This is a genomic window from Kitasatospora cinereorecta (assembly GCF_024172095.1).
Classification (GTDB): domain Bacteria; phylum Actinomycetota; class Actinomycetes; order Streptomycetales; family Streptomycetaceae; genus Kitasatospora; species Kitasatospora cinereorecta.
On record NZ_JAMZDX010000009.1, the window covers coordinates 211,235 to 230,564 of the forward strand.

Genomic DNA, 19,330 nt, shown 5'->3' on the forward strand with positions numbered 1-19,330 from the left:
TCACAACCCCATCCGCTGGCGGGACGCGGCCGGGCGGATGTCGGCGACCGACTCCACCACCCGGTCCACGATCCCGTACTCCCTGGCCTGCTCCGCCGTGAACCAGCGGTCCCGGTCGCCGTCCCGGGCGATCGTCTCCTCGCTCTGCCCGGTGTGCTCGGCGGTGATCCGCTCGATGGCCCGCTTGGTGAACAGCAGGTTCTCCGCCTGGATCTCGATGTCCGCGGCGGTGCCACCGATGCCCGCCGAGGGCTGGTGCATCATGATCCGCGCGTTCGGCAGCGCGTACCGCTTGCCGGGCGCGCCGACGCTGAGCAGGAACTGGCCCATGCTGGCGGCGAACCCCATCGCCAGCGTCGAGACGTCGTTGGGAATGAGCCGCATGGTGTCGTAGATGGCGAGACCCGCGGTCACCGACCCGCCGGGGCTGTTGATGTACAGGCTGATGTCGGTCCGCGGGTCCTCCGCCGACAGCAGCAGCAACTGCGCGCACACCCGGTTCGCCGACACGTCGTCGACCTGCGTGCCGAGCAGGACGATCCGCTGTCCGAGCAACTGGGCGGCGAGGTGGTCGTCGAAGCGGCTGGGCGGGGTGTCGTGCTCCTCCGCGCGGGGCGGGGGCGGGGCGAGGGGAGTCATCCGGATCTCCTTGTCGAGGTGTCGAGTTGTCGAGGCTCGGGACGGGGATGCCGTCGACTCCACTCTTGACCTCGGGAGACCCCCGGATGCCGTTTCTCTGCCCGCCGCAGATTCGCCACGGGCAGAGCCGCCGGTCCGGTCAGATTTTTTGCCCGGTCCGTCAGGACCCGTTGCCGGCGGGCGGTTTCAGGCCCAGTGCCGTCGCGGCCTCGCGCAGCGCCGTGACCACGGCGTCCGTCAGCGGGTCGGGGCCGGAGCCCGAGGCGCGCCGGAGCGCGGCGATGCGGCGGTGGCCGGCGACGGGCAGGGCCGGGAGCGTGACGAAGTCGGTGCCCGTGCCGCTCAGGGCGAGGGTGGGGACGATCGCCGCGCCGAGGCCGGCCGCGACCAGGGCCAGGACGGTCGGGAACTCCAGGGCGGTGTGCGCGTGGCGCGGGGTGAAGCCGTACTCGGCGGAGATCCGTTCCAGCGCCCGACCGCAGGCCGTCCCGGGCGGCGAGGCCACCCATGGGCGGTCCGCCAGGTCCCGGACGGAGCCCGGCGCGGGCGACCAGTCGGCGGGCAGGACGACGCGGTACTCGTCGTCGGCGACCGGCGCCGCCGTGAGACCGGTCGGGTCGGCGGCGGCGCCCTGGCCGCCCACGTCGTACTCGGCGACCACCAGGTCGAGCCCGCCGGTCCGCAGTTCGCGCAGCGCCTCGGGGCCCTCCAGCTCCACCACCCTGGGCTTCAGGTCCGGCTGGGCCTCGGCGAGTCGACGCAGCGCCGGGACCAGCAGGTGGCAGATGGCCGAGGAGAACCCGGCGATCGCCACCGGGCCGCTCGCGCGTCCGCTGACGCGGAGCAGTTCCTGACGAGCCTCGGCCAGCTCCTGCTCGATGCGCGCGGCGCGGGCGGCGAGGAGCCGCCCGGCCGGGGTGAGACCGACCCTTCGCCGGGACCGGTCCACCAGCGGCTGGCCGACCTCCCGCTCCAGCTGGGTGAGCTGCTGCGACACCGCCGAGGGTGTCAGGTGCAGCAGCCGCGCCGCGTCCATCACGCCGCCCCGCACGGCCACCGCGTGGAGCACCCGCAGACGTCTGGGGTCGAGTTCCATAAGGCGGACTGTAGCGTCACTTCAGAAGTTCTCGATTGTTCTCCAGCGCGGCTTCAGTGATCATCGGAGGCATGGAGACGCAGAACACGGACCAGGGCCCCGACCGGACCGACGAGCAGCAGTGGCGGGTGCAGTTCGACGCCGACGTGGTGTTCGCCAACGGCGGCGGCCTGCAGACCCAGGACTTCCGGCTGGACGTGCCCGGCCCGGACCTCGGCGACGACGAACTCGCCGAGCTCCTCGTACGCCACCTCGGCCTGCTCATGGTCGACACGGTGCGCATCAGCGGCCGGCGTACGCTGCGCGAGCCGCACAAGGGCGGCCGCGCCACCGGCGGGGCGGTCCCGCGGACGGCGGCACGCCGCACGGTCGACCTCAGCCACCGCATCCGGCACGGCATGGTCACCTACCCGGGCCTGCCCGCCCCCGAGATCGGCGACCACCTCACCCGGGCGGCGTCCCGCGACCACTACGCGCCCGGCACCGAGTTCCACATCGGGCGGATCTCGATGGTCGCCAACACCGGCACCTACCTCGACAGCCCCTTCCACCGCTTCGGCGACGGGCCGGACCTCGCCGGACTGCCGCTCGCGGGACTCGTCGACCTGGACGGCGTGGTGGTCCGGGTCGTCGGTGCGCCCGGCCGCGCCGTCGACCGGAACGCCCTGCTGCCGTACCCGGTCACCGGCCGGGCGGTCCTGATCCACACCGGCTGGGACCGGCACTGGGGCACCGACGCCTACGGCGCGGGCGGCCACCCGTTCCTCACCGCGCAGGGCGCCGCTTGGCTCGCCGAGCAGCGGCCCGCACTCGTCGGCATCGACTCGCTCAACATCGACGACACCGACGACGGGGCCCGTCCCGCCCACACCACCCTGCTGGCCGCGGGCATCCCCGTGGTGGAACACCTGCGCGGCCTGGAGCAGCTGCCCGTGGACGGCTTCCGCTTCCACGCCGCGCCGCCCGCCGTCGAGGGCATGGGGACCTTCCCGGTCCGTGCCTACGCGGTGCTGCCCGGCGAGGAGGAGTAGCCGCCATGGGGACCGCGGTCACCGCCGCCGGATGGATCGGGGCCGGGCTGCTGCTCGCCGCCTACGCCCTCGCGTCGGCCGGGCGCATTCGCCCGGCCGGCTCCGCGTTCCAGCTCCTCAACCTGTTCGGCTCCGCCGCACTGACGGTCAACTCCGGCTACCATCACGCCTGGCCGTCCGCCGTGCTCAACACCGCCTGGATCGCGGTCGGCGCCGTCGCACTCGGACGTCGCAGCGCCTCGCTCGGCGCGGTGTGACGCCGGTCCTCGCGTTCCTTCCGGTGCGGCTCCCGGTGGCTGCGGGGGTCAGGCGTCGTTCAGGGAGAGTTGGATGAAGAAGCCGACCGGTGTGATGGCGGCGGTGTCGGCCAGTTCGTCCAGGCGGGGGTCGAGTCCTCCCTGGGCGTCGACCGTCCCGAGGATGAGGAGCTGCTGGTAGTTGTCGCCCGCCGGTTCGAGCAGTGAGACGCTCGTGACCATGCCGCCCCGGGTCGGGCCCTTGTGCAGGTAGGGGACGAGGTGTGAGTCGACGGCGGCCACGAGGCCGTCGAAGCCCTTTCCGCGGAGGGGCTGCACCTCGGCGACGGAGAACTGGCGGCCCAGGTCGAACTCGCGGGCCTCGGGGTCGTCGGAATTCACCGCGAGGTCCGCTTCGGTCACCGACGGCAGCGCGACGGTCCCGTACGCGCCCATGGCCTGGACGGCGAACTGCGGTGCCAGCTGATCGATCCGCCCGTCGGGCGACATCGGCATGTCGGCCGACACCAGCAGCAGGTGCCGCTCCTCCTGGCCGTCGTACAGCAGGCGGAAGCGGGTGAAGTTGCCGGTGCGGTGCGGCTGTCCCTCCGTCAGGCCGTCCGCGAGACGGCGGACGGCCGCCGTGACCTCGCCCTGCGAGAGTGCGGTCTTGGGGCGGAGCGTGTAGATGGCCAGGTGCCGGCCGAATCGGGTGTCGTCCATGGAAGTCCCACTCTCGCTCGGTGATCGGTCCCACCCCCGTCGCGCTGCCGACCGTACCCGGCCGCCCGCCGGGCACACGGCGCCACGCCTCGACTCGTCGGTACACCTCCTCCGCGTGGAGCAGAGGGAGGATCAGCAGGTCGAGTGACCACCGAGGTCGAACAACAGGCTCAGACGTGGAGCTCCGGCGGGAAGCCGGTCCAGCGGAGCTCGGCGGGGAGGTGGCCGGTGTCGTTGAACATCAGGACAGCCGGGGGACGGTCGGGCGAATAGCGGATGACGGTCAGGGCCGCATTGGCGTGGTTGATGCCAAGCCACCGCCACCCCGGCGCCTCGAAGGCGGCTCGAAGGAGCCAGCCGACCAGGAAGTTGTGGGTGACGACGAGCTCGTGACGCGGCTCGTCCCCGGGGACCGGGCCGGTGAACTCCGCGAGCGCCGCCGCCGCGAGCCCGGGGCCCTGCTCGCGCTCCTCGGCGGTGAACCGATCCAGGAACGTCCCCCAGGCGTCGGCCGCCTCCGCCGGCAGTTCCTCGCGGGCCGGCAGGTACGGGAGGAAGTCGCCCGCCGCCTCCGAGCGGCGAAGCGGGACGCCGTCGAGCTGCTCACCGATCAGCCGGGCGGTCTGCTCGGCGCGGGCGAGCGACCCGTGGTGGATCGCCGCCAGCGGGACCCCGCGCAGCCGCTGCCCGAGCAGCGCGGCCTGGCGGCGCCCCGCGTCCGTCAGCCCGCTCTCGTCCGGCAAGGCCTCGCCGTGGCGGGTGAGGTAGAGGTAGCGGGCGGCGGTACCGGTCATGGGCGTGTCCTCCAGCGCAGTCGATCTTGCAAGACGCACGGAGGGACGCCGGCCACCCGTCCACCGGTTCCGGCTGCGGTGGGGTCGGTCCCGTGCGCAGCATGCGTCCCCAGGTCCGCCGCCGGATGGCCGAATTCGTCAGTAGGCCGTCGTTGCGGCCATGACCGGGCGGCCGGAGACTTTGATGGTGTCTCATCAACGAGTCGTCGTAGTGACCTACTCCGGTGCGCAGGCGCTGGACATCACCGGCCCGGTCGAGGTGTTCGACACGGCCAACAGACTCCGCGCCGGCCTGGACGGCTACCGGATCGAGTTCGTCTCGGCCGACGGGCCGCGGGTGCGGACCAGCGCCGGTCTGGTGATGGAGGCGGAGGCACTCGCCACGGGGGAGGGGCCGATCGACACCCTCCTCGTGCCGGGAGGCTGGGGCCTGTACGAGACCCTGGCCGACCGTGAGCTGGTCGACTGGATCGCGCGGGCCGCCGGGCGCTCGCGCCGGGTGGTGTCCGTCTGCGGCGGTGCCTTCCTGCTCGCCGAGGCCGGGGTACTGGACGGCCGACGTGCCACCACCCACTGGGCGTACTGCGACGAACTGGCGCGCCGCTACCCGGGGGTGGCGGTCGACCGCGGGCCGATCTTCGTGTGGGACGGCAACGTCGCGACCTCGGCCGGGGTGTCGACCGGGATCGACCTGGCCCTCGCGCTCGTCGAGGCCGACCACGGCGCGTCGTTCGCGCTGGAGGTCGCCCGCTTCCTGGTGCTGTTCCTCAAACGCAACGGCGGGCAGTCGCAGTTCAGCGCGGTGCTGGACGCCCAGCTCGCGGACCGTCCGCCGATCCGCGCCGCCCAGGAGTGGATCCAGGAGAACCTGGCCGCACCGCTCCCCGTACCGGAGGTCGCGCGGCGCGCCAACATGAGCGTCCGCAACTTCGCCCGGGTGTTCCGGCGCGAAGTCGGGGTCTCGCCCGGCCAGTACATCGAACGGCTGCGCATCGCCCAGGCCCGCCACCTGCTGGAATCCACCGAGTTGACGGTCGGACAGGTCGCGCGGCGCTGCGGATTCGCCTCCGCCGAGACCTTCCTGCGCTCCTTCGGCCGACTGGTCGATCTCACGCCCCAGGAGTACCGCCGCCGCTTCCAGACCGTCGAACCGGCCGGACTGGTGGTCGCCGCCGGCCCGGCGGAACGGAGCACGACCCCGTGATCACCGACCTCCGCACGTTACCCCCGGCCGCCGAGCCCGCCCACCCGCGCCGGGTCGCCGACCAGGTGGCCCGCTTCCTCGCCGAGGCCGGCGTCCGCCATGTCTTCGGCGTCGGCGGGGCCAACATCGAGGACCTGTACGACGCCCTGAACGAGCCCGGCACCGGCATCAGGACCGTGGTCGCCAAGCACGAGTTCTCGGCGGTGACGATGGCGGACGGCTCCGCCCGGACCGGCGCGCGGCTCGGCGTGGTCGCGGCCACCTCCGGCGGCGGCGCGATGAACCTCGTCCCCGGCCTGGCGGAGGCGTACGCCTCCCGGGTCCCGGTGCTCGCCCTGGTCGGGCAGCCGCCCACCGCGCTGGAGGGCCGCGGCGCCTTCCAGGACTCCAGCGGACTCGCGGGCTCCCTCGACGCCCTGGCCCTGTTCGGGCCGGTGAGCCGCTTCTGCGCCCGGGTGGAGAGCCCCGACGCCGTCGGGCCGTTGCTGGCCGAGGCCGTGCGACGGGCCTGCTCGCACCCCCGGGGGCCGGCCGTCCTGCTGCTGCCGAAGGACGTCCAGCAGGCCGCGGCCGGAGCGCTCCACACGGCCCCGCCGCTCGCCGCAGACGGCCCGGACTCCCCGCCCGTGGTGGTGGAACGGGCAGCGCGGCTGATCCGGTCCGCCGGACGGCTGCTGGTGATCGCCGGGGAGGGGGTGGCCGCGGTAGGGGCGAAGGAGGACCTGGCCGAGCTCGTCCGGCGGACGGGCGCGTGGGTCGCGGTCACCCCGGACGCCAAGGACGTGTTCGACAACACCGACCGGCGGTTCGCCGGCGTGGCGGGCGTGATGGGACACCCCAACGTCCGGGACTGCCTCCGCCGGGCGGACCTCTGCCTGCTCGTCGGCACCCGACTGCCCGTCATGGCCCGGGCCGGGCTGGAGCCCGAGCTGGCCTCGACACCGCTCGTGAGCGCCGATCCCGAGCCCCCGCACCCTCCTTCCACCACCGACCTCCACCTGAGCGGCGACCTGCGCCGGACCCTGCGCCGACTGGCCGACCGCCTCGCGCCCCGCAGTCTCCCCGCGCCCGTCCACGCCGGGCCCGTCCCGCTGGCGACGCCGCCCGGCGACGGCACCGGCCTCTCCCACGCGGAGGCCGCCGCCGCGGTGGCGGACGCGCTGCCGCCCGACGCCCACGTCTTCGTGGACGCCGGGAACGCCGGCGCCGGCATGATCCACCGCCTGCCGGCCCCGAGCCGCGGACGGTTCGTGGTGGCGGTCGGCATGGGCGGCATGGGCTACACCTTCGGCGCCGGCATCGGTGCGGCGCTCGCCACCGGCCGGCGCACCTACGTGCTCGCCGGGGACGGCTCCTTCCTCATGCACGGCATGGAGGTGCACACGGCGCTGGAGTACGGCGCACCCGTCACCTTCGTGATCCTCAACAACAACGCCCACGCCATGTGCGCCACCCGGGACGTGATCTTCCGGGGAACCCCGCACCCCGGAAACCTCTTCCGGCCCGCGAACCCGGCCGCGGGCGTGGCGGCCCTCTTCCCCGGCCTCGACGTCACCGCGGCCACCGGCGCGGCCCAGCTGCGGCGGGCCCTGCACCGGACCAACGCGCCGTCCCGAGGGCCCGCCCTGGTGGCGGTGGACCTCGACCCGGCCGAGATCCCGCCGTTCCTGCCCTTCCTCACCTCCGCCGGCCCCCGGCCGACCGACCACCAGGAGAACACCCATGAGCACGCAACCGTCCACGTCGGCTGACCCGTCCGCGCTCGCCGGGGTGCCGGTCCCCGGACTGACCACGGTCGAGAACACCGACCCCGCCGCGCTCGCCGCCCGCTGCGCCGAGCTCACCCGCCCGGCCTACCCGCACCAGGAGGTCTACGGCCAGTACTGCACGATCCACGAGTACATCGACTGCCCGCCCGACCAGGTCTTCGACTACCTGCGGCAGGGCCACCACCTGGAGGAATGGACCTTCAGCCTGCGCAACTTCGCGCCGTCGGGCACGCCCGGCACCTGGGTCGGCGACGACCTGCTGGAGGCCCGCACCAGGATTTTCTGCCGCGTCGAGGCGAACGCCGACGCCCGCACGGTGGACTTCCACTGCGCCTGGGACCAGGGCGAGCAGCTGTGGATGATCTACCTGATGCGGGTCCTGCCCGCCGAATCGGTCCTGGACCGGCCCGGGTCCGTCGTCACCTGGACCAACTGCCGCCACCCGCACTACGACGCCAACCCCCGCCCCGACCTCGCCCCGGACCCCGACCGGACGTGGGTGGGCGCCTACTGGGACCTCTTCTACGCGGGGCACACGGTGGAGATGGCCAACCTCAAGGCCATCCTGGAGCACCGCCACCGCAACGGCCTGCCCCTGAACGTCCAGCCCCGCGCGGCGGTGGCCCGGTGAGGACCTTGAGCCCGGTGGGCACGGTGAGGACGGTCAGCCTCACCGACGTCTCAGGGTTCCTGCCCGGCGAGCCGGTGCCCGCGGCGTACTACACCGAGTACCCCGGTGCGGAGGACCGGCTCCGGGACAACCCGATGTTCCGGATCCCGCCGCAGCGCCACCACGTCGCCGCGGAGAGCAACGTGGACCTGATCGAGCAGGCCGTCGCGCCCCTGGTCGAACGGCACGGCCGGGACGCGATCCGGTCGGTGGACGTACTGCTGGTGCACAGCCAGCTGCCGGACAGCCCGTTCGTCGGGGCCGGGACCGAGGTCGCCCGCCGCCTCGGGCTCCGTCCCACCTGGCTGATCGACGTGGCCAACGCGGGCTGCGCGTCCTTCGTCCACATGCTGGGGCTGGCCCGGCAGATCCTCCTCACCACCGACGCCAGGACGGCGCTGATCTGCAACGCGCAGACCGCCGCCGGCCAGCTCTTCACCCAGTCCGAGGTCCGGCGGCTCGCGCAGGCCGCGATACCCGGCGACGGCTGCGGCGTCGGCTACCTCACCACCTCGGCGGCGTCCCCGGTGCTCGCGGTGACCAGCCGCCACTTCGGCGCGTACGGCGGCGACATGACCTGCGTCCTCGACGACGGGCGACGGTACTGGGAACCGGGGGAGTCCCAGCTGCGGATCGGCTTCACCGAGGAATCCGTCCGCACCGTCCTGGAACGCGGCAACCGGCTGGTGCCCGAGGTGGTCGCGGACGTCTGCGAGCAGATCTCCGTCCCCAGCGAGCGGATCGACCTGCTGATCACCAACCAGCCCAACCGCACGTTCCTGGAGAACTGGCGTACCTCGCTCGGGGTGCCGCCCGACCGGCACCCCGACACCTTCGACGACTGCGGAAACCTCTTCGGCGCCGCCATTCCCGTCACGCTCGACCGCGCCGTGCGGTCCGGGCGCCTCGCCGCGGGCGACCTGGTGGTGCTGGGCGGCTTCGCCCACGCGGGCGACTACGCGGGCGCGGCGGCGATCCGCTGGGGCGCGGCCTGAGCGGGCGCGAGGGGGAATCAAGTCTGCCGGGAGATGGTGCAGTCCATGCCCTGGAGTTCGAGGTACTCGGGGTCGGCGTCCGCCCGGGCGGCGGACTGCTGGGGCAGTGGACCGGCGGTGAGGGGACAGTTGTCGGCCGGCGGGTTGGCGCGGTCGGGGTCGAGGCCGAACCGGATCGGGCCCGCGGTGCGGTAGAGCGTGCGGCCGGTGGGTGAGCCGTCGGGGTTCACGCCCGGTGGGGGCGGCGGGTAGGCGGGCATCGTCCCGGTCCAGGCCGCGGGCGCCGAGCTGACGAACCGGAACGGGCCGAACTCCCGCCCGCACCGCTCGAAGGTGATCCGCAGCGGCTGGCCCCACTGGTCGAGTACGCCGCCGTCGGCCTGCGGCCGGAGGGTGCCGGTGCCGGGCTCCCCGTCCGGGGCGCGGAGCGTGATCAGCCCGAACTGGGGGTGCCTGGCGTCGAGCGCGAGGTCGACCGTGCGGTACGTGCACCCGTCGGAGCCGGTCGCGGTGATCTCGACGCTCCAGGAGCCGGTGAAGGTGAGGACCGGCAGTGGCGGGGGGAGGTCCACGAGCAGGGTGGTGGCGGTGGTGGTGACGCCGAAGGCGAGGGTCTGTCCGACGGCGGGAAGGTCGACGGCGGGCTGGTCGGCGGCGTGGGCCGCCGGGGCGGGGCCGAACAGGCCGGCACCGGCGGCCGCGGCAGCGGCACCGAGGAGCCGGCGCCGGCTCAGGGAGGAGGTCATGGCCGCATTGTGGGCCGCCGGGAGCCCCGCCCGGCGGACCGGCGGCTGCCCTTACGCCGTACGTGGGACCCCACGGCCGCCCGTCGGGGCGGTGTCCCGACCTGCTACGCTGCGGCTTTCCGCCAGCCGTTGAGAGCGCTCACAGGGACACGAGAGGCCGTAGCACGGGCATGATCGCCGATGAGGCCTCCGTGGAGTTCCACGCGTTCTTCGAGCGCCACCACGCCGAGCTGGCCCGCCTCGCGCACCTGCTGACCGGGGAGACCGACGCCGCCGACGACCTCGCGGCGGACGCCATGGTCGCCCTCTGGCACCGCTGGGACCGCTTCCGCGCGGCCGACCACCAACTCGCCTACGCCCGCGGTGTGGTGGCCAACCTCGTCCGCGCCCGGATCCGCAGCGCCGTCCGCGAACGCCGCCGGGTGCTGCTGTTCTGGTCCCACCGTTCCGAACGCGTCGACGGGCCGGACCTGGCCGCCGTGCTGGACGTCCGCGCCGCCCTCGGCCGGCTGCCGTTCCGCAAACGGGCCTGCGTGGTGCTGCGGCACGCCTTCGACCTCTCCGAACAGGAGACGGCCCGGGTGCTCGGCGTCTCGGTCGGTACCGTGAAGAGCCAGACCTCCAAGGGGATGGCGGAACTGCAGAGGCTGCTCGGCACCCGGGCCGCCGAGGAACTGGTCGGGAGGAGGAGCTGATGGACGACGTACGCAACCGGCTGCGCGAGGCGGCCGACGCCCACGAACCCGACCGCGCCCGGATGCTCGCCCGAGTCGAACGCGGCCTGGCCGGCCACCCAGCTGACCAATCGGCCCGTCGGCGTCCGCGCCGCACCGGGCCGCTGCCCTGGCCCCGGGTCGTGCTCGCCACCCTGGCGACCGCCGGGGTGATGGCGCTCGGCGGCCTCGCCGCGGCCTCGCTCGTCCGGACGCCCAGCCCCGCGCCGGCCGCACCGGCGTCCTCCACGACCCCGACGCCGGTACCGACCGACTCTCCTGCTCCCGCGTCACCGTCCCCGAGCCGCACGCCCGAGCGGACCGATACCGCCACCGCCACATCACCCTCCGCCGCTGCCACCGCGTCACGGCCGTCCTCGGCACCCCCGGCCGGTCGGCACCCCGAGGACGGCCCGCTCTGGTCGGACGGCTCCGTCGACCCGCACAGCACCTCCTACTGGGCGCAGAGCAACGTCACGCTGAAGACGACCCAGCCGCTGACCGCGCTCACCGTCGAGCTGCGGATCGCCCTGACGGCCGGGGTCCAGGACACCGGCCACTGGCAGACCCAGCCCGCCGACGCGTTCGACGTGACGGTCCGCCAGGAGGGTGGATTCCTGGTCTACCGCTGGACCCTCAAGCCCGGCGGCACCGTCCCCGTCGGCCAGCACGTCTTCGCCGGGCAGTACAACCACGCGGCAGGCGGCCGCGATGCGAAGGACGACACCTACGGGGCCGACACCGACACCAGCTCCGTCTGGGGCGACTTCGCCCGCACCACCCGCTGACCGTGCCGCCCGGACCCGGTGCGGCGGTGGACCGCACCGGGCACAGCAGAAACCCTACGGGCGGTACGTGACGTCGGTCGGGGTGTAGCGGCAGGTCCGGCCGTCGGGTCCGTCGCCGGCCTCCTTGGGCTCGCCGCTGGTGACGCCGGTGTAGCGCTGGCAGACCGTGATTCGGTGGGCGGAGTCGCCGGTGATGGTGAGGTGGGTGATGGTGGCGGTGTCGCCGAGGTTCGCGTTGATGCCCACGATCTTCTTCCCGGGGGCGGTGGTGACGACGTTGTCGATCACGACGTGCCGCTGGTACTGGGTCTTGCAGTTGCCGCACGAGCGGTAGAGCTTGCCGAAGTCCTCGACCCGGAAGTTCTTGATCACGAAGGTGCCGGGCCCGTTGTGCTGGAACACCTTGTCGGCGGCGCCGCGCGCGCCGCCGCCGTCGACGGTCATCACCTGGTCGGCGGAAGTGCCCTTGAAGGTGGCGGCGTCCTCGCCGACGTTCTCCCACCAGACATTGCGCAGCGTGCAGCTGCCCGCGCAGTGCACGCCGTCGGCAGCCGGGTCGCCCAGGATGACGTTCTGCAGGACGGCGCCGTCGGCGAGTTCGAACATCGCGGGCTGGTTCTCCGACTGGTCACCCGTGCCGAGCGGCCCCTTGCCGACGAAGCGCCGGCCACCGCCGTCGAAGAGGGTGGCGACCTTCTGCGTGGCGGTCACCGGGACGTCCGCCCCCTTCGGCGCCGGCCACGACGGGATCGCACCGGTCGGATCGGCGGACGAGGCGGACGGCTTCGGTCGGGGATCGGCAGACGCGGTGGGCGTCGCCCCGACTGCCGTGAACGTCCAGCGCTTCGCCGGGGCGGAGTCGCAGGAGTTCTGCTGCACGGGCGCACCGGCGGCGGTGGAGCCGTCCTTGACGGCGAGACACTTGCCGCTCGCCGCGTTGACGACCCGGTAGCCGCCGTCGACCGCCTTCACCGTCCAGGTCTGCGCCGCCGCCGCATCCGTGCACGCCTCCCGCTGGACCGCCGCGCCCGCACCGGTCCGCCCGTCCCGGACTCCGGCGCAGCTGCCGTCCCACGCGGCCACCAGCCGGAAGCCGCCGCCCGTCGCGGTGAGCCGCCAGCTCCGCGCGCCGCTCCGATCACAGGCCTCCTGGGTCAACTGCGTGCCCTCGCCCGTGCTCACGCCGTCGGCCGCAGGTGCGTCCAGGCACAGACCGCTCGCCGCGTTGGCCAGGGTGTAGTCGCCCGGTGCCACGGCCGGTCCGGCCGCATCGGCACCGGCCCACAGGCCGCCGACCGCGGCGGCGGCCAGCAGGGCCACGACACCGCCCAGGGCCGCGATCCTGGCACGCCTGGGGCGTATCGCTCGCTTGCTCACGTCTCAACTGTCCTTACCGGTACGGGTTCAGGGATCCCGGCGGACCTCCTCGGGTCCGCCGCGCGAACGCCCCGAGTCTTCGTCCTGTCCGCGGCGTTCGCCTCCTGGTTGCCGCCGCCCGCGGAAAGGTTGCCGCACCGTCGGAAGTAATTTCGCGCCCCCGGTCGCCGCCCACCGGACCTGGACCGTCCGCCAGTAGGCGACGCTGTCACCCAGCGGGGCTCCTCAGTGCGGTGAGGGTCTCCCGGACGAGTGCCCGAGCCCGGGTCACCGTTGCTGCCAGCGCCTCGGGAGTCCCGCCCGGGCAGCCCAGCAGGTGGTGGACGCGCGGGCCGAAGTCGGGCGGTGCCGTCGGCAGCGTCTCGGCGACAGCCATCGCGCCCTTCTCATTGAGGCACCAGCGCCGGTCCGCGGCATACAGTGCCTGCACCAGTACGCCGACCGCTCGGGACAGGCACAGGGAGACGTACAGGACGTCGGCCCGTGCAACACCCTTCGCCGCGGCAGCGACCAGGAACTCCGCCTCCCAGGCTCCCGCCGTCAACGCAGCCCGCAGCGGCTCCGGATACGTCGCGGTCCGCAGCCGAAGATCGGTCAGCTCTCCGGTGGGGTCGCTCAGCACCTGCCCGAGGGCCACCTCGCCCGCATAGCAGGGCGACCAGAATCCGAGAGGATGACCCGCCTGCACCCCCACCTCGTACCGGCCCTCGCGGCAGTCCGCCCACACCTGATCGACCCGGTCCAGGTCCCGCAGGATCCAGTCCACCGCGACCCCGTCGACCCGCAGCCACGCGCCGCCGTTCACCCAGGGCCCCCAGTCGCCCGGAGCGGCCACCTCCACGTCCGGCCCGGCCAGTGCGCGCAACGCGGCAAGGTCGAGTCCGCCACGGTAGTAGACGCCGAGATCCCAGTCCGATTCGGGCCGATGCTCCCCGCGCGCCCGGCTGCCGCCGAGCAGCACCCCGACCACGCCTGGCACCCGTGCCAAGCGGCGAGCCATGTCCTCGATGATCATCCGCATGCCGGGAGTCTGGCAGCTGCCGACGCGTCGGCCCAGCCGGTACTGCGGCGCGCGCCCGCCGCACAGCGGCTACCGCATCCGGGGGCGCGCCTGTCCTGCCTCCACCCACAGGCACCATCCGGCGGGTGTACTTACCGGCGGGCCTACTGACCGGCAGACGTTCTTACTTGGCGGGCACGATGACCACGGTGTCCTCCTCGACGCCGGCGGTAATCTCGGTGAGGGCGTCGCCCACCATGCCCAAGGTGACGGTACGGGAGTTCCCCTCGCGGCAGCGCCGCCCTTCCGTGTCGCAGCGGCCCGTCACCACGTACGGCTCGCCGCTCTTGCGGTGCCGCACCGCGGCGTTGGGCACGGCGAGGACCCCGCCGTGCTGCTGGGTCGTGACCGTCACCGTGACGGCCGTGCCGGGCGCCGCCTGCGTCCCTCCGGGCAGGGGGAGGAGCCACGGCCGCAGGCCGCAGGGCGTGGCGACGTTCACCTGTCGCCCCTGGGGCGCGGGCGGACAGGGCGACGGCACCGCCGACAGCGCGGTCGCCGCGACCGAGGTACCGCCGGACGCCGACACCGTGGCGGGCTGGCCGGCCTGCAGGTCGGCGGAGTCCTCCGGCGCCGCGAACGCCTCGACCTGCACCGTGTCCGACCGCAGTACGACCACCGGGAAACGGCACGACGGAGTGGCGCCCACCGGTGTGCCCACCTGCTCGACGATGCCGTCCACCGGTGCCTTCACGGCAGCGTTGGCGATGGTGGCGGCGAGCGCGTTGACCCGGTTCTGAGCGGTCGCCACCCGCTGCTCGTCGGTGGCGATCTGGGCCGTGGCCGCCAGGCGCTCGGCAGCCCGGCTGCCCGGCGTGGGCGTCGCGACCGGCGAGGGAGAGGAGGCGGCCGGCGCGGTGGGCGTTGCCGCGCGCGTCGCGGCGGGGGCGAGCGGAGGGGGAGGGGCCGGAGCCTCGGCGTCGAGGAGGGCGACGAGCTTCCGGTCCCGGGCCAGCGCGCTCTGCGCGGCCGTCAGCTCGGCCGCGGCCAGATCGGCCTGCTGCTGCGCCGCCGCCGTGTCCGCCTCCGCCAGGACGGCCCCGGCCGTGACGTGCGTCCCCACCGCGACCGCGACCGAGGTGACGCGGCCGAGACCGGTCGCCGGGTCCGGGGACGACGTGAACCACGCGCACGGATCCTCGGTGCCCGACTGCGGATCCCCCGCCGCGGCGGAACGCCCGAAGAACAGCCAGAACCGGGCGGTCGGCACAACCGTCCCCGTCAGCCGTACGGTGCGCGAGACGTTCGCCCGCTCCGCCTTGCGGCCGGTCGCCGGCGCCGCGGTGGACGCGACCAGGAGGTACCCCGTCGTGGTGGCGAAGAGGCACAGGATCGAGCCCAGCAAAAGCCACGCCCCCCGCGGTCCGCCGAGGCCGCCGAACGGTGCTCCCATATCGCTGCCCCCGCAGTGTCGGTGCTGTCGCTCACCCCTCAACGACCGGTCGAGTGGATCGACACTGTTCGATCCGCCGTTCGGGTGCACCGCGCCACCGACCGGCCGAAGGACAGGCGACAGCCGCGTTCGTGCTGCGTGCGTCGAGATCGCTGCCGCAGAGACAGGCGCTCGGGCTCGGCGACTCACGCCTTCCGCTGTCTCGGAGACCGACTCGTAGCAGGCAGCAGCCAGTGACTCCACCTGGCAACGCCGCACTCAGCAGGCCGGCATGCCTCCGTGTGGGCTGTTGACCACCAGCGGCAGAGACCCTTCGGCAAGGTAGAAGTGCCCGGGGAAGTAGTCGATGTGGAGGTGGCCGCCGTCCTCAGCGGAGGCGATGCTACGGAGATTGTCCGCGAGCACCGCCCGGCCGGCGGATTCACCGCTGATGACAAGGAACCGCCGCTCGGCATCCAGCTGGACCAGCACGCCAGGGCCGGCAGTCCTCTTGACCTCGATCCCCGCCAGAGCGTCGCTGCCCGGCGAGGACGTGGAGCTGAGCTGCCCCTCGCCCTCGGCCACTGCGTCCGCCAGACGATGCAACTCCTCCGCAGACGCCGTGAGATCCACTTCGCCGTATACGGGGTCGCAGATGAGCCTCACTTCGGCGATCCGGTGGCCAGCACGGCCACCACCAGAAGCGTGACGGCGACCAGGACGGCCAGCGTGACGAGCCAGCCGAACCCCATCGGGTGCCGGTCCCGGAACTTCAGCGGGGGCCGGATCCGGGCGCTCGGGTGCGTGGAGGCCTTCCACCAGGCATCCACCTGCCGGATGTTGTCCTCGAAGTTCGGCGAGGAATAGAACACGCTGCGGTGCAGGCCGGGCAGGACGCGGCGGCGGCCGTCGGTGAGGTGTATCCGGGCGTCGTGCGTCGACCCGGACGTGCGGATGTCGAGCCACTGGATCCGGTGCCAGGGGTAGCTGCGGCCGGCGCCGAACCAGATGACGGTGATCCCGGCGGGACCGACGGTCGTCGCGGCCCGGAAACGCAGGTAGACACCGACGGCGCCGAACACCAGGAAGACCGGGAGTCCCCAGAGGATCCCTGCCTCACCCAGCCGGACCGAGCTGACCACGACCGGCACGGCCCCGCACCCGATCGTGACCGCTGCCCTCCTCACCCCGGCAGCCCGGTACTGCTCTCTCCCCTGGAACCGCAGTTCGTCCACGGCGGGCACACTACTCGCGCACGCCCGGCGGGAGCCAGGCCCTGGGTCTGAGCATCGTGCGGAGCAGGCGACGGCAGCCGGGCGGGTGCGCCCGACTGCGCCGGGGCGGCGACCCGCATGGCGCTCACGACCCCGCTGTGCCGGTATTGAGGCGGGGTCAGGGGAGGAGGACGGCCTTGCCCTGGTTGCGGTGGGCTTCGAGGTCGGCGTGGGCCCGGGCGGCGTCGGAGAGGGGGTAGGTGCGCCAGATCGGGACGGTGAGTGCGCCGGTGGCGGCCAACCGCGCCAGCTCGGGCAGGGCTTCGCCGCCCTGGTCGGCGGTGCCGGCGCTGAAGCGGACGCCGTGCTGCGCGGCGGCCAGATCGGCGATGGTGACGACCTTGCCCGCGTCGCCGGTCAGCGCGACGGAGTCGTCGAGGACGCCGGCGCCGGAGGCGTCGAACACGGCGTCAACCCCCTGCGGAGCGGCGGCCCGGACCCGCTTCGGCCAGCCGTCGCCGTAGCGGACGGCGGTGGCGCCGAGCGCGGTGACGCGTTCGAGATCCTTCGCGCCGGCCGTGCCGACGACGGTGGTGCCGCGGGCGACGGCCAGCTGGACCGCGATGACGCCCACGCTGCCGGCGGCGCCGTGGATCAGCAGGGTCTGCCCCGGCTGCACGCCGAGCTCCCCGAGGACCCGCATCGCGGCCCGGCCGACCGACACCAGCGAGGCCGCGACCTCCCACGACAGGGCGTCGGGCTTGGCCACCGGCCGCTCCAGCAGGGCGTACTCGCGGTAGCTGCCGCCGACGGTGACGCCGAGGACCTCGTCCCCCACGGCGGCGTCGGCCCCCTCGCCGACGGCATCGACGACACCGGCCGCGTCCAGCCCGAGGACCGCGGGGAAGTCGACCGGGGCCATGCGCGCCATCAGGCCGGACCGGATCTTGATGTCGAGCGGGTTCACCGACGCGGCCCTGACCCTGATCCGGACCTGGCCCGGGCCCGGCTCCGGCGGGTCGACCTCCGTCAGCCGGAGCACCTCGGGCGCGCCGTACTCGGAGAAAGTGATCGCTTTGGACATCGGAACTCCCAGGTCGAGGCAGACGGGGACCGCTCCCTCCGACCCACTCTGCGGCGGCGACGGCGTCCTCGCCGCTCGGGCGGTGGGACGGGGGCCGGTCGGTGCGTCGGCGCGGATACTCGGCTGCGGCCGCGGGCCCGGCGGTCTAGCGTGAGGGCCTTGCGGAGTGGGGGAGGGGTCGAAGTGCTGGTCATGCCGGGGCGGCGGACGTCGACGATGGAGCTGCTGGCCGCCGAGGCGGCGGGCCGGGGGATGGCAGTCCGGGCAGCAGAGGCGCCAGGCCCGCTTGCGGGCCCGGCGCACTGGTACGGCGGGCCGGTGGCGGGTGCGCGGCTGGCGGACCGGCTCGGGTTCGCGCTGCTCGAACCGGCGGACGACTGGCTGGCCGAGCTGCCGGAGGAGTTCACCGGCCGGGAGGTCCGGGCGGCGACCGTCGCGGACGCGGGGGCGCTGCAGCGGCCGACGTTCGTGAAGCCGCCGCGGGACAAGTCCTTCCCGGCGGACGTCTACGCCGACGGTTCCCGGCTGCCGGCCGGACTGGACCCGGCGACGCCGGTGCTGCTCTCCGAGGTGGTGACGTTCGCGGCCGAGTACCGGCTGTTCCTGCTGGACGGGCGGATCGCCGCGGCGAGCCGGTACGCGGTGTTCGGCCGGCTCGACCCGCGCCCGATCGGCGCGGACCGGACCGTCGCCGCCGAGATCGCCGCCTTCGTCGACCGGCTGGTCGCCGCAGCCGGGCACACCCTGCCCAGCGCCGTCGTCGTGGACGTCGGACAGCTGCTCGACCCGTACCGACCGGGCCACCGGTGGGCGGTGGTGGAGGCCAACATGGCGTGGTTCTCGCACGTGTACGCCGCCGACCCGGCGCGGGTGCTGGACGTGGTGCTGCGGGCGGCCGGGCCGCGCAAGCGGGTGAGGCCGGGGGATCTGCCGTATGTGCGCCACTGATGGCGGCGTGCCGCGCAGAGTTGGGACGGCTGCGCGGCCCGGTGCGGGCAGGCCCGGTGCGGTGCGTCGCGGTCAGGCCTGCACGGTCGGGCGGACGACGATCTCGCTGACGTCGACGCCGTCGGGCTGCTCGATGGCGTAGCCGATGGCGGAGGCGACGGCGCCGGGCGGCATGGCGATCTCGTCGCGCTGTCGGGTCATCGCGGCCGCGATCTCGGGGCCGGCGCCTTTGCCGATGCCTTCGGTGTGGGTGAAGCCCGGCGAGACGAGGGTGACGCGCAGGTCGGGGCCGGATTCCTGGCGCAGGCCCTCGGTGAGCACCTTCACCGCCGTCTTGGTGGCGGCGTAGACCGCCTGGGGGCTCTTGACGACGTAGGCCGCGGTGGAGCCGACGTTGACGAAGTGGCCGGAGCGCTGTCGGCGGAAGACGGGCAGGGCCGCGCCGATGCCGTTGAGCAGGCCGGTGATGTGGGTGGCGACCATGGCGTCCCAGTCGTCCTGGCGCAGGTCGTCGAAGGGGGAGACGGCCATCGTGCCCGCGTTGGAGACGAGGACGTCGAGCCGGCCGTACCGGTCGAGGGCGGTGTCGGTCAGACGCACGAGGTCTTCGCGGCGGGTGACGTCCACGACCACGCCGGTGGCGGCGCCGCCGTTCGCCGTGATGGCGTCGACGACGGCGCTCAGCCGGTCCTCGCGGCGGGCTCCGAGAACGAGCCGGGCGCCCCGTTCGGCGAGGTGGATGGCGGTGGCCTCGCCGATGCCGCTGCTGGCGCCCGTGATCGCGACGACCTTGCCCCGGATACCCGACATGGGCAGCTTCCTTCCGCTGGATGTGCGCAGGTTCGGTGGGGTGGCCTACAGTCAACCGGAG

General features: G+C 73.9%; 21 protein-coding genes. 9 read left to right on the forward strand and 12 right to left on the reverse strand.

Going from position 1 to position 19,330, the window contains the following annotated elements; translation table 11 throughout:
• Together FHR36_RS38235 and FHR36_RS38240 are read right to left on the reverse strand one after the other, a co-directional pair.
• Positions 1 to 639 carry an ATP-dependent Clp protease proteolytic subunit gene (locus FHR36_RS38235; protein ID WP_253804845.1) on the reverse strand — a complete coding sequence of 213 codons (639 nt, stop codon included), beginning with the start codon at positions 637 to 639 and terminating at the stop codon, positions 1 to 3.
• A 160-nt stretch (positions 640 to 799) separates the two neighbouring features.
• A complete protein-coding gene (locus FHR36_RS38240; protein WP_253804847.1) occupies positions 800 to 1,735 on the reverse strand; it encodes a LysR family transcriptional regulator in 936 nt (311 codons plus the stop codon).
• Between the two features lie 71 nt (positions 1,736 to 1,806).
• On the opposite strand from FHR36_RS38240, the gene FHR36_RS38245 reads away from it, so the two are divergent.
• Together FHR36_RS38245 and FHR36_RS38250 are read left to right on the forward strand one after the other, a co-directional pair.
• Positions 1,807 to 2,766 carry a cyclase family protein gene (locus FHR36_RS38245; RefSeq protein WP_253804848.1) on the forward strand — a complete coding sequence of 320 codons (960 nt, stop codon included), beginning with the start codon at positions 1,807 to 1,809 and terminating at the stop codon, positions 2,764 to 2,766.
• Positions 2,767 to 2,771: 5 nt separating this feature from the next.
• A complete protein-coding gene (locus FHR36_RS38250; protein ID WP_253804850.1) occupies positions 2,772 to 3,023 on the forward strand; it encodes a CBU_0592 family membrane protein in 252 nt (83 codons plus the stop codon).
• Between the two features lie 48 nt (positions 3,024 to 3,071).
• On the opposite strand, the gene FHR36_RS38255 is transcribed toward FHR36_RS38250, so the two are convergent.
• Positions 3,072 to 3,725: a hypothetical protein gene (locus FHR36_RS38255; protein WP_253804852.1), complete on the reverse strand. Its 654-nt coding sequence runs from the start codon at positions 3,723 to 3,725 to the stop codon at positions 3,072 to 3,074.
• A gap of 170 nt (positions 3,726 to 3,895) precedes the next feature.
• A complete protein-coding gene (locus FHR36_RS38260; protein ID WP_253804854.1) occupies positions 3,896 to 4,519 on the reverse strand; it encodes a histidine phosphatase family protein in 624 nt (207 codons plus the stop codon).
• A gap of 187 nt (positions 4,520 to 4,706) precedes the next feature.
• Here FHR36_RS38260 and FHR36_RS38265 point away from each other — a divergent pair, with 187 nt between their 5' ends.
• From FHR36_RS38265 to FHR36_RS38280, 4 genes are read left to right on the forward strand one after another with little or no spacing between them, the layout of a single operon-like run.
• Complete coding sequence (locus FHR36_RS38265) at positions 4,707 to 5,723, forward strand: GlxA family transcriptional regulator (RefSeq protein WP_407660895.1); 1,017 nt, start codon at positions 4,707 to 4,709, stop codon at positions 5,721 to 5,723.
• Complete coding sequence (locus FHR36_RS40205) at positions 5,720 to 7,474, forward strand: thiamine pyrophosphate-binding protein (protein WP_253804858.1); 1,755 nt, start codon at positions 5,720 to 5,722, stop codon at positions 7,472 to 7,474. The genes FHR36_RS38265 and FHR36_RS40205 overlap by 4 nt, the downstream gene beginning before the upstream one ends.
• Positions 7,446 to 8,123 carry an SRPBCC family protein gene (locus tag FHR36_RS38275; protein WP_253804860.1) on the forward strand — a complete coding sequence of 226 codons (678 nt, stop codon included), beginning with the start codon at positions 7,446 to 7,448 and terminating at the stop codon, positions 8,121 to 8,123. Before FHR36_RS40205 ends, FHR36_RS38275 begins: the two co-directional genes overlap by 29 nt.
• Before the next feature lie 14 nt (positions 8,124 to 8,137).
• A complete protein-coding gene (locus FHR36_RS38280; RefSeq protein WP_253804862.1) occupies positions 8,138 to 9,157 on the forward strand; it encodes a 3-oxoacyl-ACP synthase III family protein in 1,020 nt (339 codons plus the stop codon).
• 17 nt (positions 9,158 to 9,174) lie between these two features.
• Here the strand turns inward: FHR36_RS38280 and FHR36_RS38285 are convergent, their stop codons facing one another.
• Entirely contained in the window at positions 9,175 to 9,903 is a 729-nt protein-coding gene (locus FHR36_RS38285) for a twin-arginine translocation signal domain-containing protein (RefSeq protein ID WP_253804864.1), read from the reverse strand.
• 170 nt (positions 9,904 to 10,073) lie between these two features.
• Between FHR36_RS38285 and FHR36_RS38290 the strand changes: the two genes are divergently transcribed.
• Together FHR36_RS38290 and FHR36_RS38295 are read left to right on the forward strand one after the other, a co-directional pair.
• Positions 10,074 to 10,598 (forward strand): SigE family RNA polymerase sigma factor, encoded by a 525-nt coding sequence (locus tag FHR36_RS38290; protein WP_253804866.1) that lies wholly within the window; start codon positions 10,074 to 10,076, stop codon positions 10,596 to 10,598.
• The gene (locus FHR36_RS38295) at positions 10,598 to 11,404 is read left to right on the forward strand and encodes a hypothetical protein (RefSeq protein ID WP_253804868.1); all 807 of its coding nucleotides are present in this window, start codon (positions 10,598 to 10,600) and stop codon (positions 11,402 to 11,404) included. Before FHR36_RS38290 ends, FHR36_RS38295 begins: the two co-directional genes overlap by 1 nt.
• A 54-nt stretch (positions 11,405 to 11,458) precedes the next feature.
• Here the strand turns inward: FHR36_RS38295 and FHR36_RS38305 are convergent, their stop codons facing one another.
• The 6 genes from FHR36_RS38305 to FHR36_RS38330 form a co-directional block, all read right to left on the reverse strand.
• Positions 11,459 to 12,781 carry a pectate lyase gene (locus FHR36_RS38305; protein WP_308199738.1) on the reverse strand — a complete coding sequence of 441 codons (1,323 nt, stop codon included), beginning with the start codon at positions 12,779 to 12,781 and terminating at the stop codon, positions 11,459 to 11,461.
• A 208-nt stretch (positions 12,782 to 12,989) separates the two neighbouring features.
• On the reverse strand, positions 12,990 to 13,802 hold the full coding sequence (locus tag FHR36_RS38310; RefSeq protein ID WP_253804870.1) for a nucleotidyltransferase domain-containing protein: 813 nt from the start codon (positions 13,800 to 13,802) through the stop codon (positions 12,990 to 12,992).
• Between the two features lie 163 nt (positions 13,803 to 13,965).
• Entirely contained in the window at positions 13,966 to 15,186 is a 1,221-nt protein-coding gene (locus tag FHR36_RS38315; RefSeq protein ID WP_253804872.1) for an efflux RND transporter periplasmic adaptor subunit, read from the reverse strand.
• 306 nt (positions 15,187 to 15,492) lie between these two features.
• Entirely contained in the window at positions 15,493 to 15,879 is a 387-nt protein-coding gene (locus FHR36_RS38320) for an Imm32 family immunity protein (RefSeq protein WP_253804873.1), read from the reverse strand.
• On the reverse strand, positions 15,876 to 16,364 hold the full coding sequence (locus tag FHR36_RS38325; RefSeq protein WP_253804875.1) for a PH domain-containing protein: 489 nt from the start codon (positions 16,362 to 16,364) through the stop codon (positions 15,876 to 15,878). The genes FHR36_RS38320 and FHR36_RS38325 overlap by 4 nt, the downstream gene beginning before the upstream one ends.
• Before the next feature lie 241 nt (positions 16,365 to 16,605).
• Positions 16,606 to 17,511: an NADP-dependent oxidoreductase gene (locus FHR36_RS38330; protein ID WP_253804877.1), complete on the reverse strand. Its 906-nt coding sequence runs from the start codon at positions 17,509 to 17,511 to the stop codon at positions 16,606 to 16,608.
• A gap of 216 nt (positions 17,512 to 17,727) precedes the next feature.
• On the opposite strand from FHR36_RS38330, the gene FHR36_RS38335 reads away from it, so the two are divergent.
• The gene (locus tag FHR36_RS38335) at positions 17,728 to 18,459 is read left to right on the forward strand and encodes an ATP-grasp domain-containing protein (protein ID WP_308199742.1); all 732 of its coding nucleotides are present in this window, start codon (positions 17,728 to 17,730) and stop codon (positions 18,457 to 18,459) included.
• 72 nt (positions 18,460 to 18,531) lie between these two features.
• Here FHR36_RS38335 and FHR36_RS38340 read toward each other — a convergent pair whose 3' ends face one another.
• Positions 18,532 to 19,269, reverse strand: a complete 738-nt coding sequence (locus FHR36_RS38340) for an SDR family oxidoreductase (RefSeq protein ID WP_253804879.1) — start codon at positions 19,267 to 19,269, stop codon at positions 18,532 to 18,534.
• Between the last annotated feature and the right edge of the window lie 61 nt (positions 19,270 to 19,330).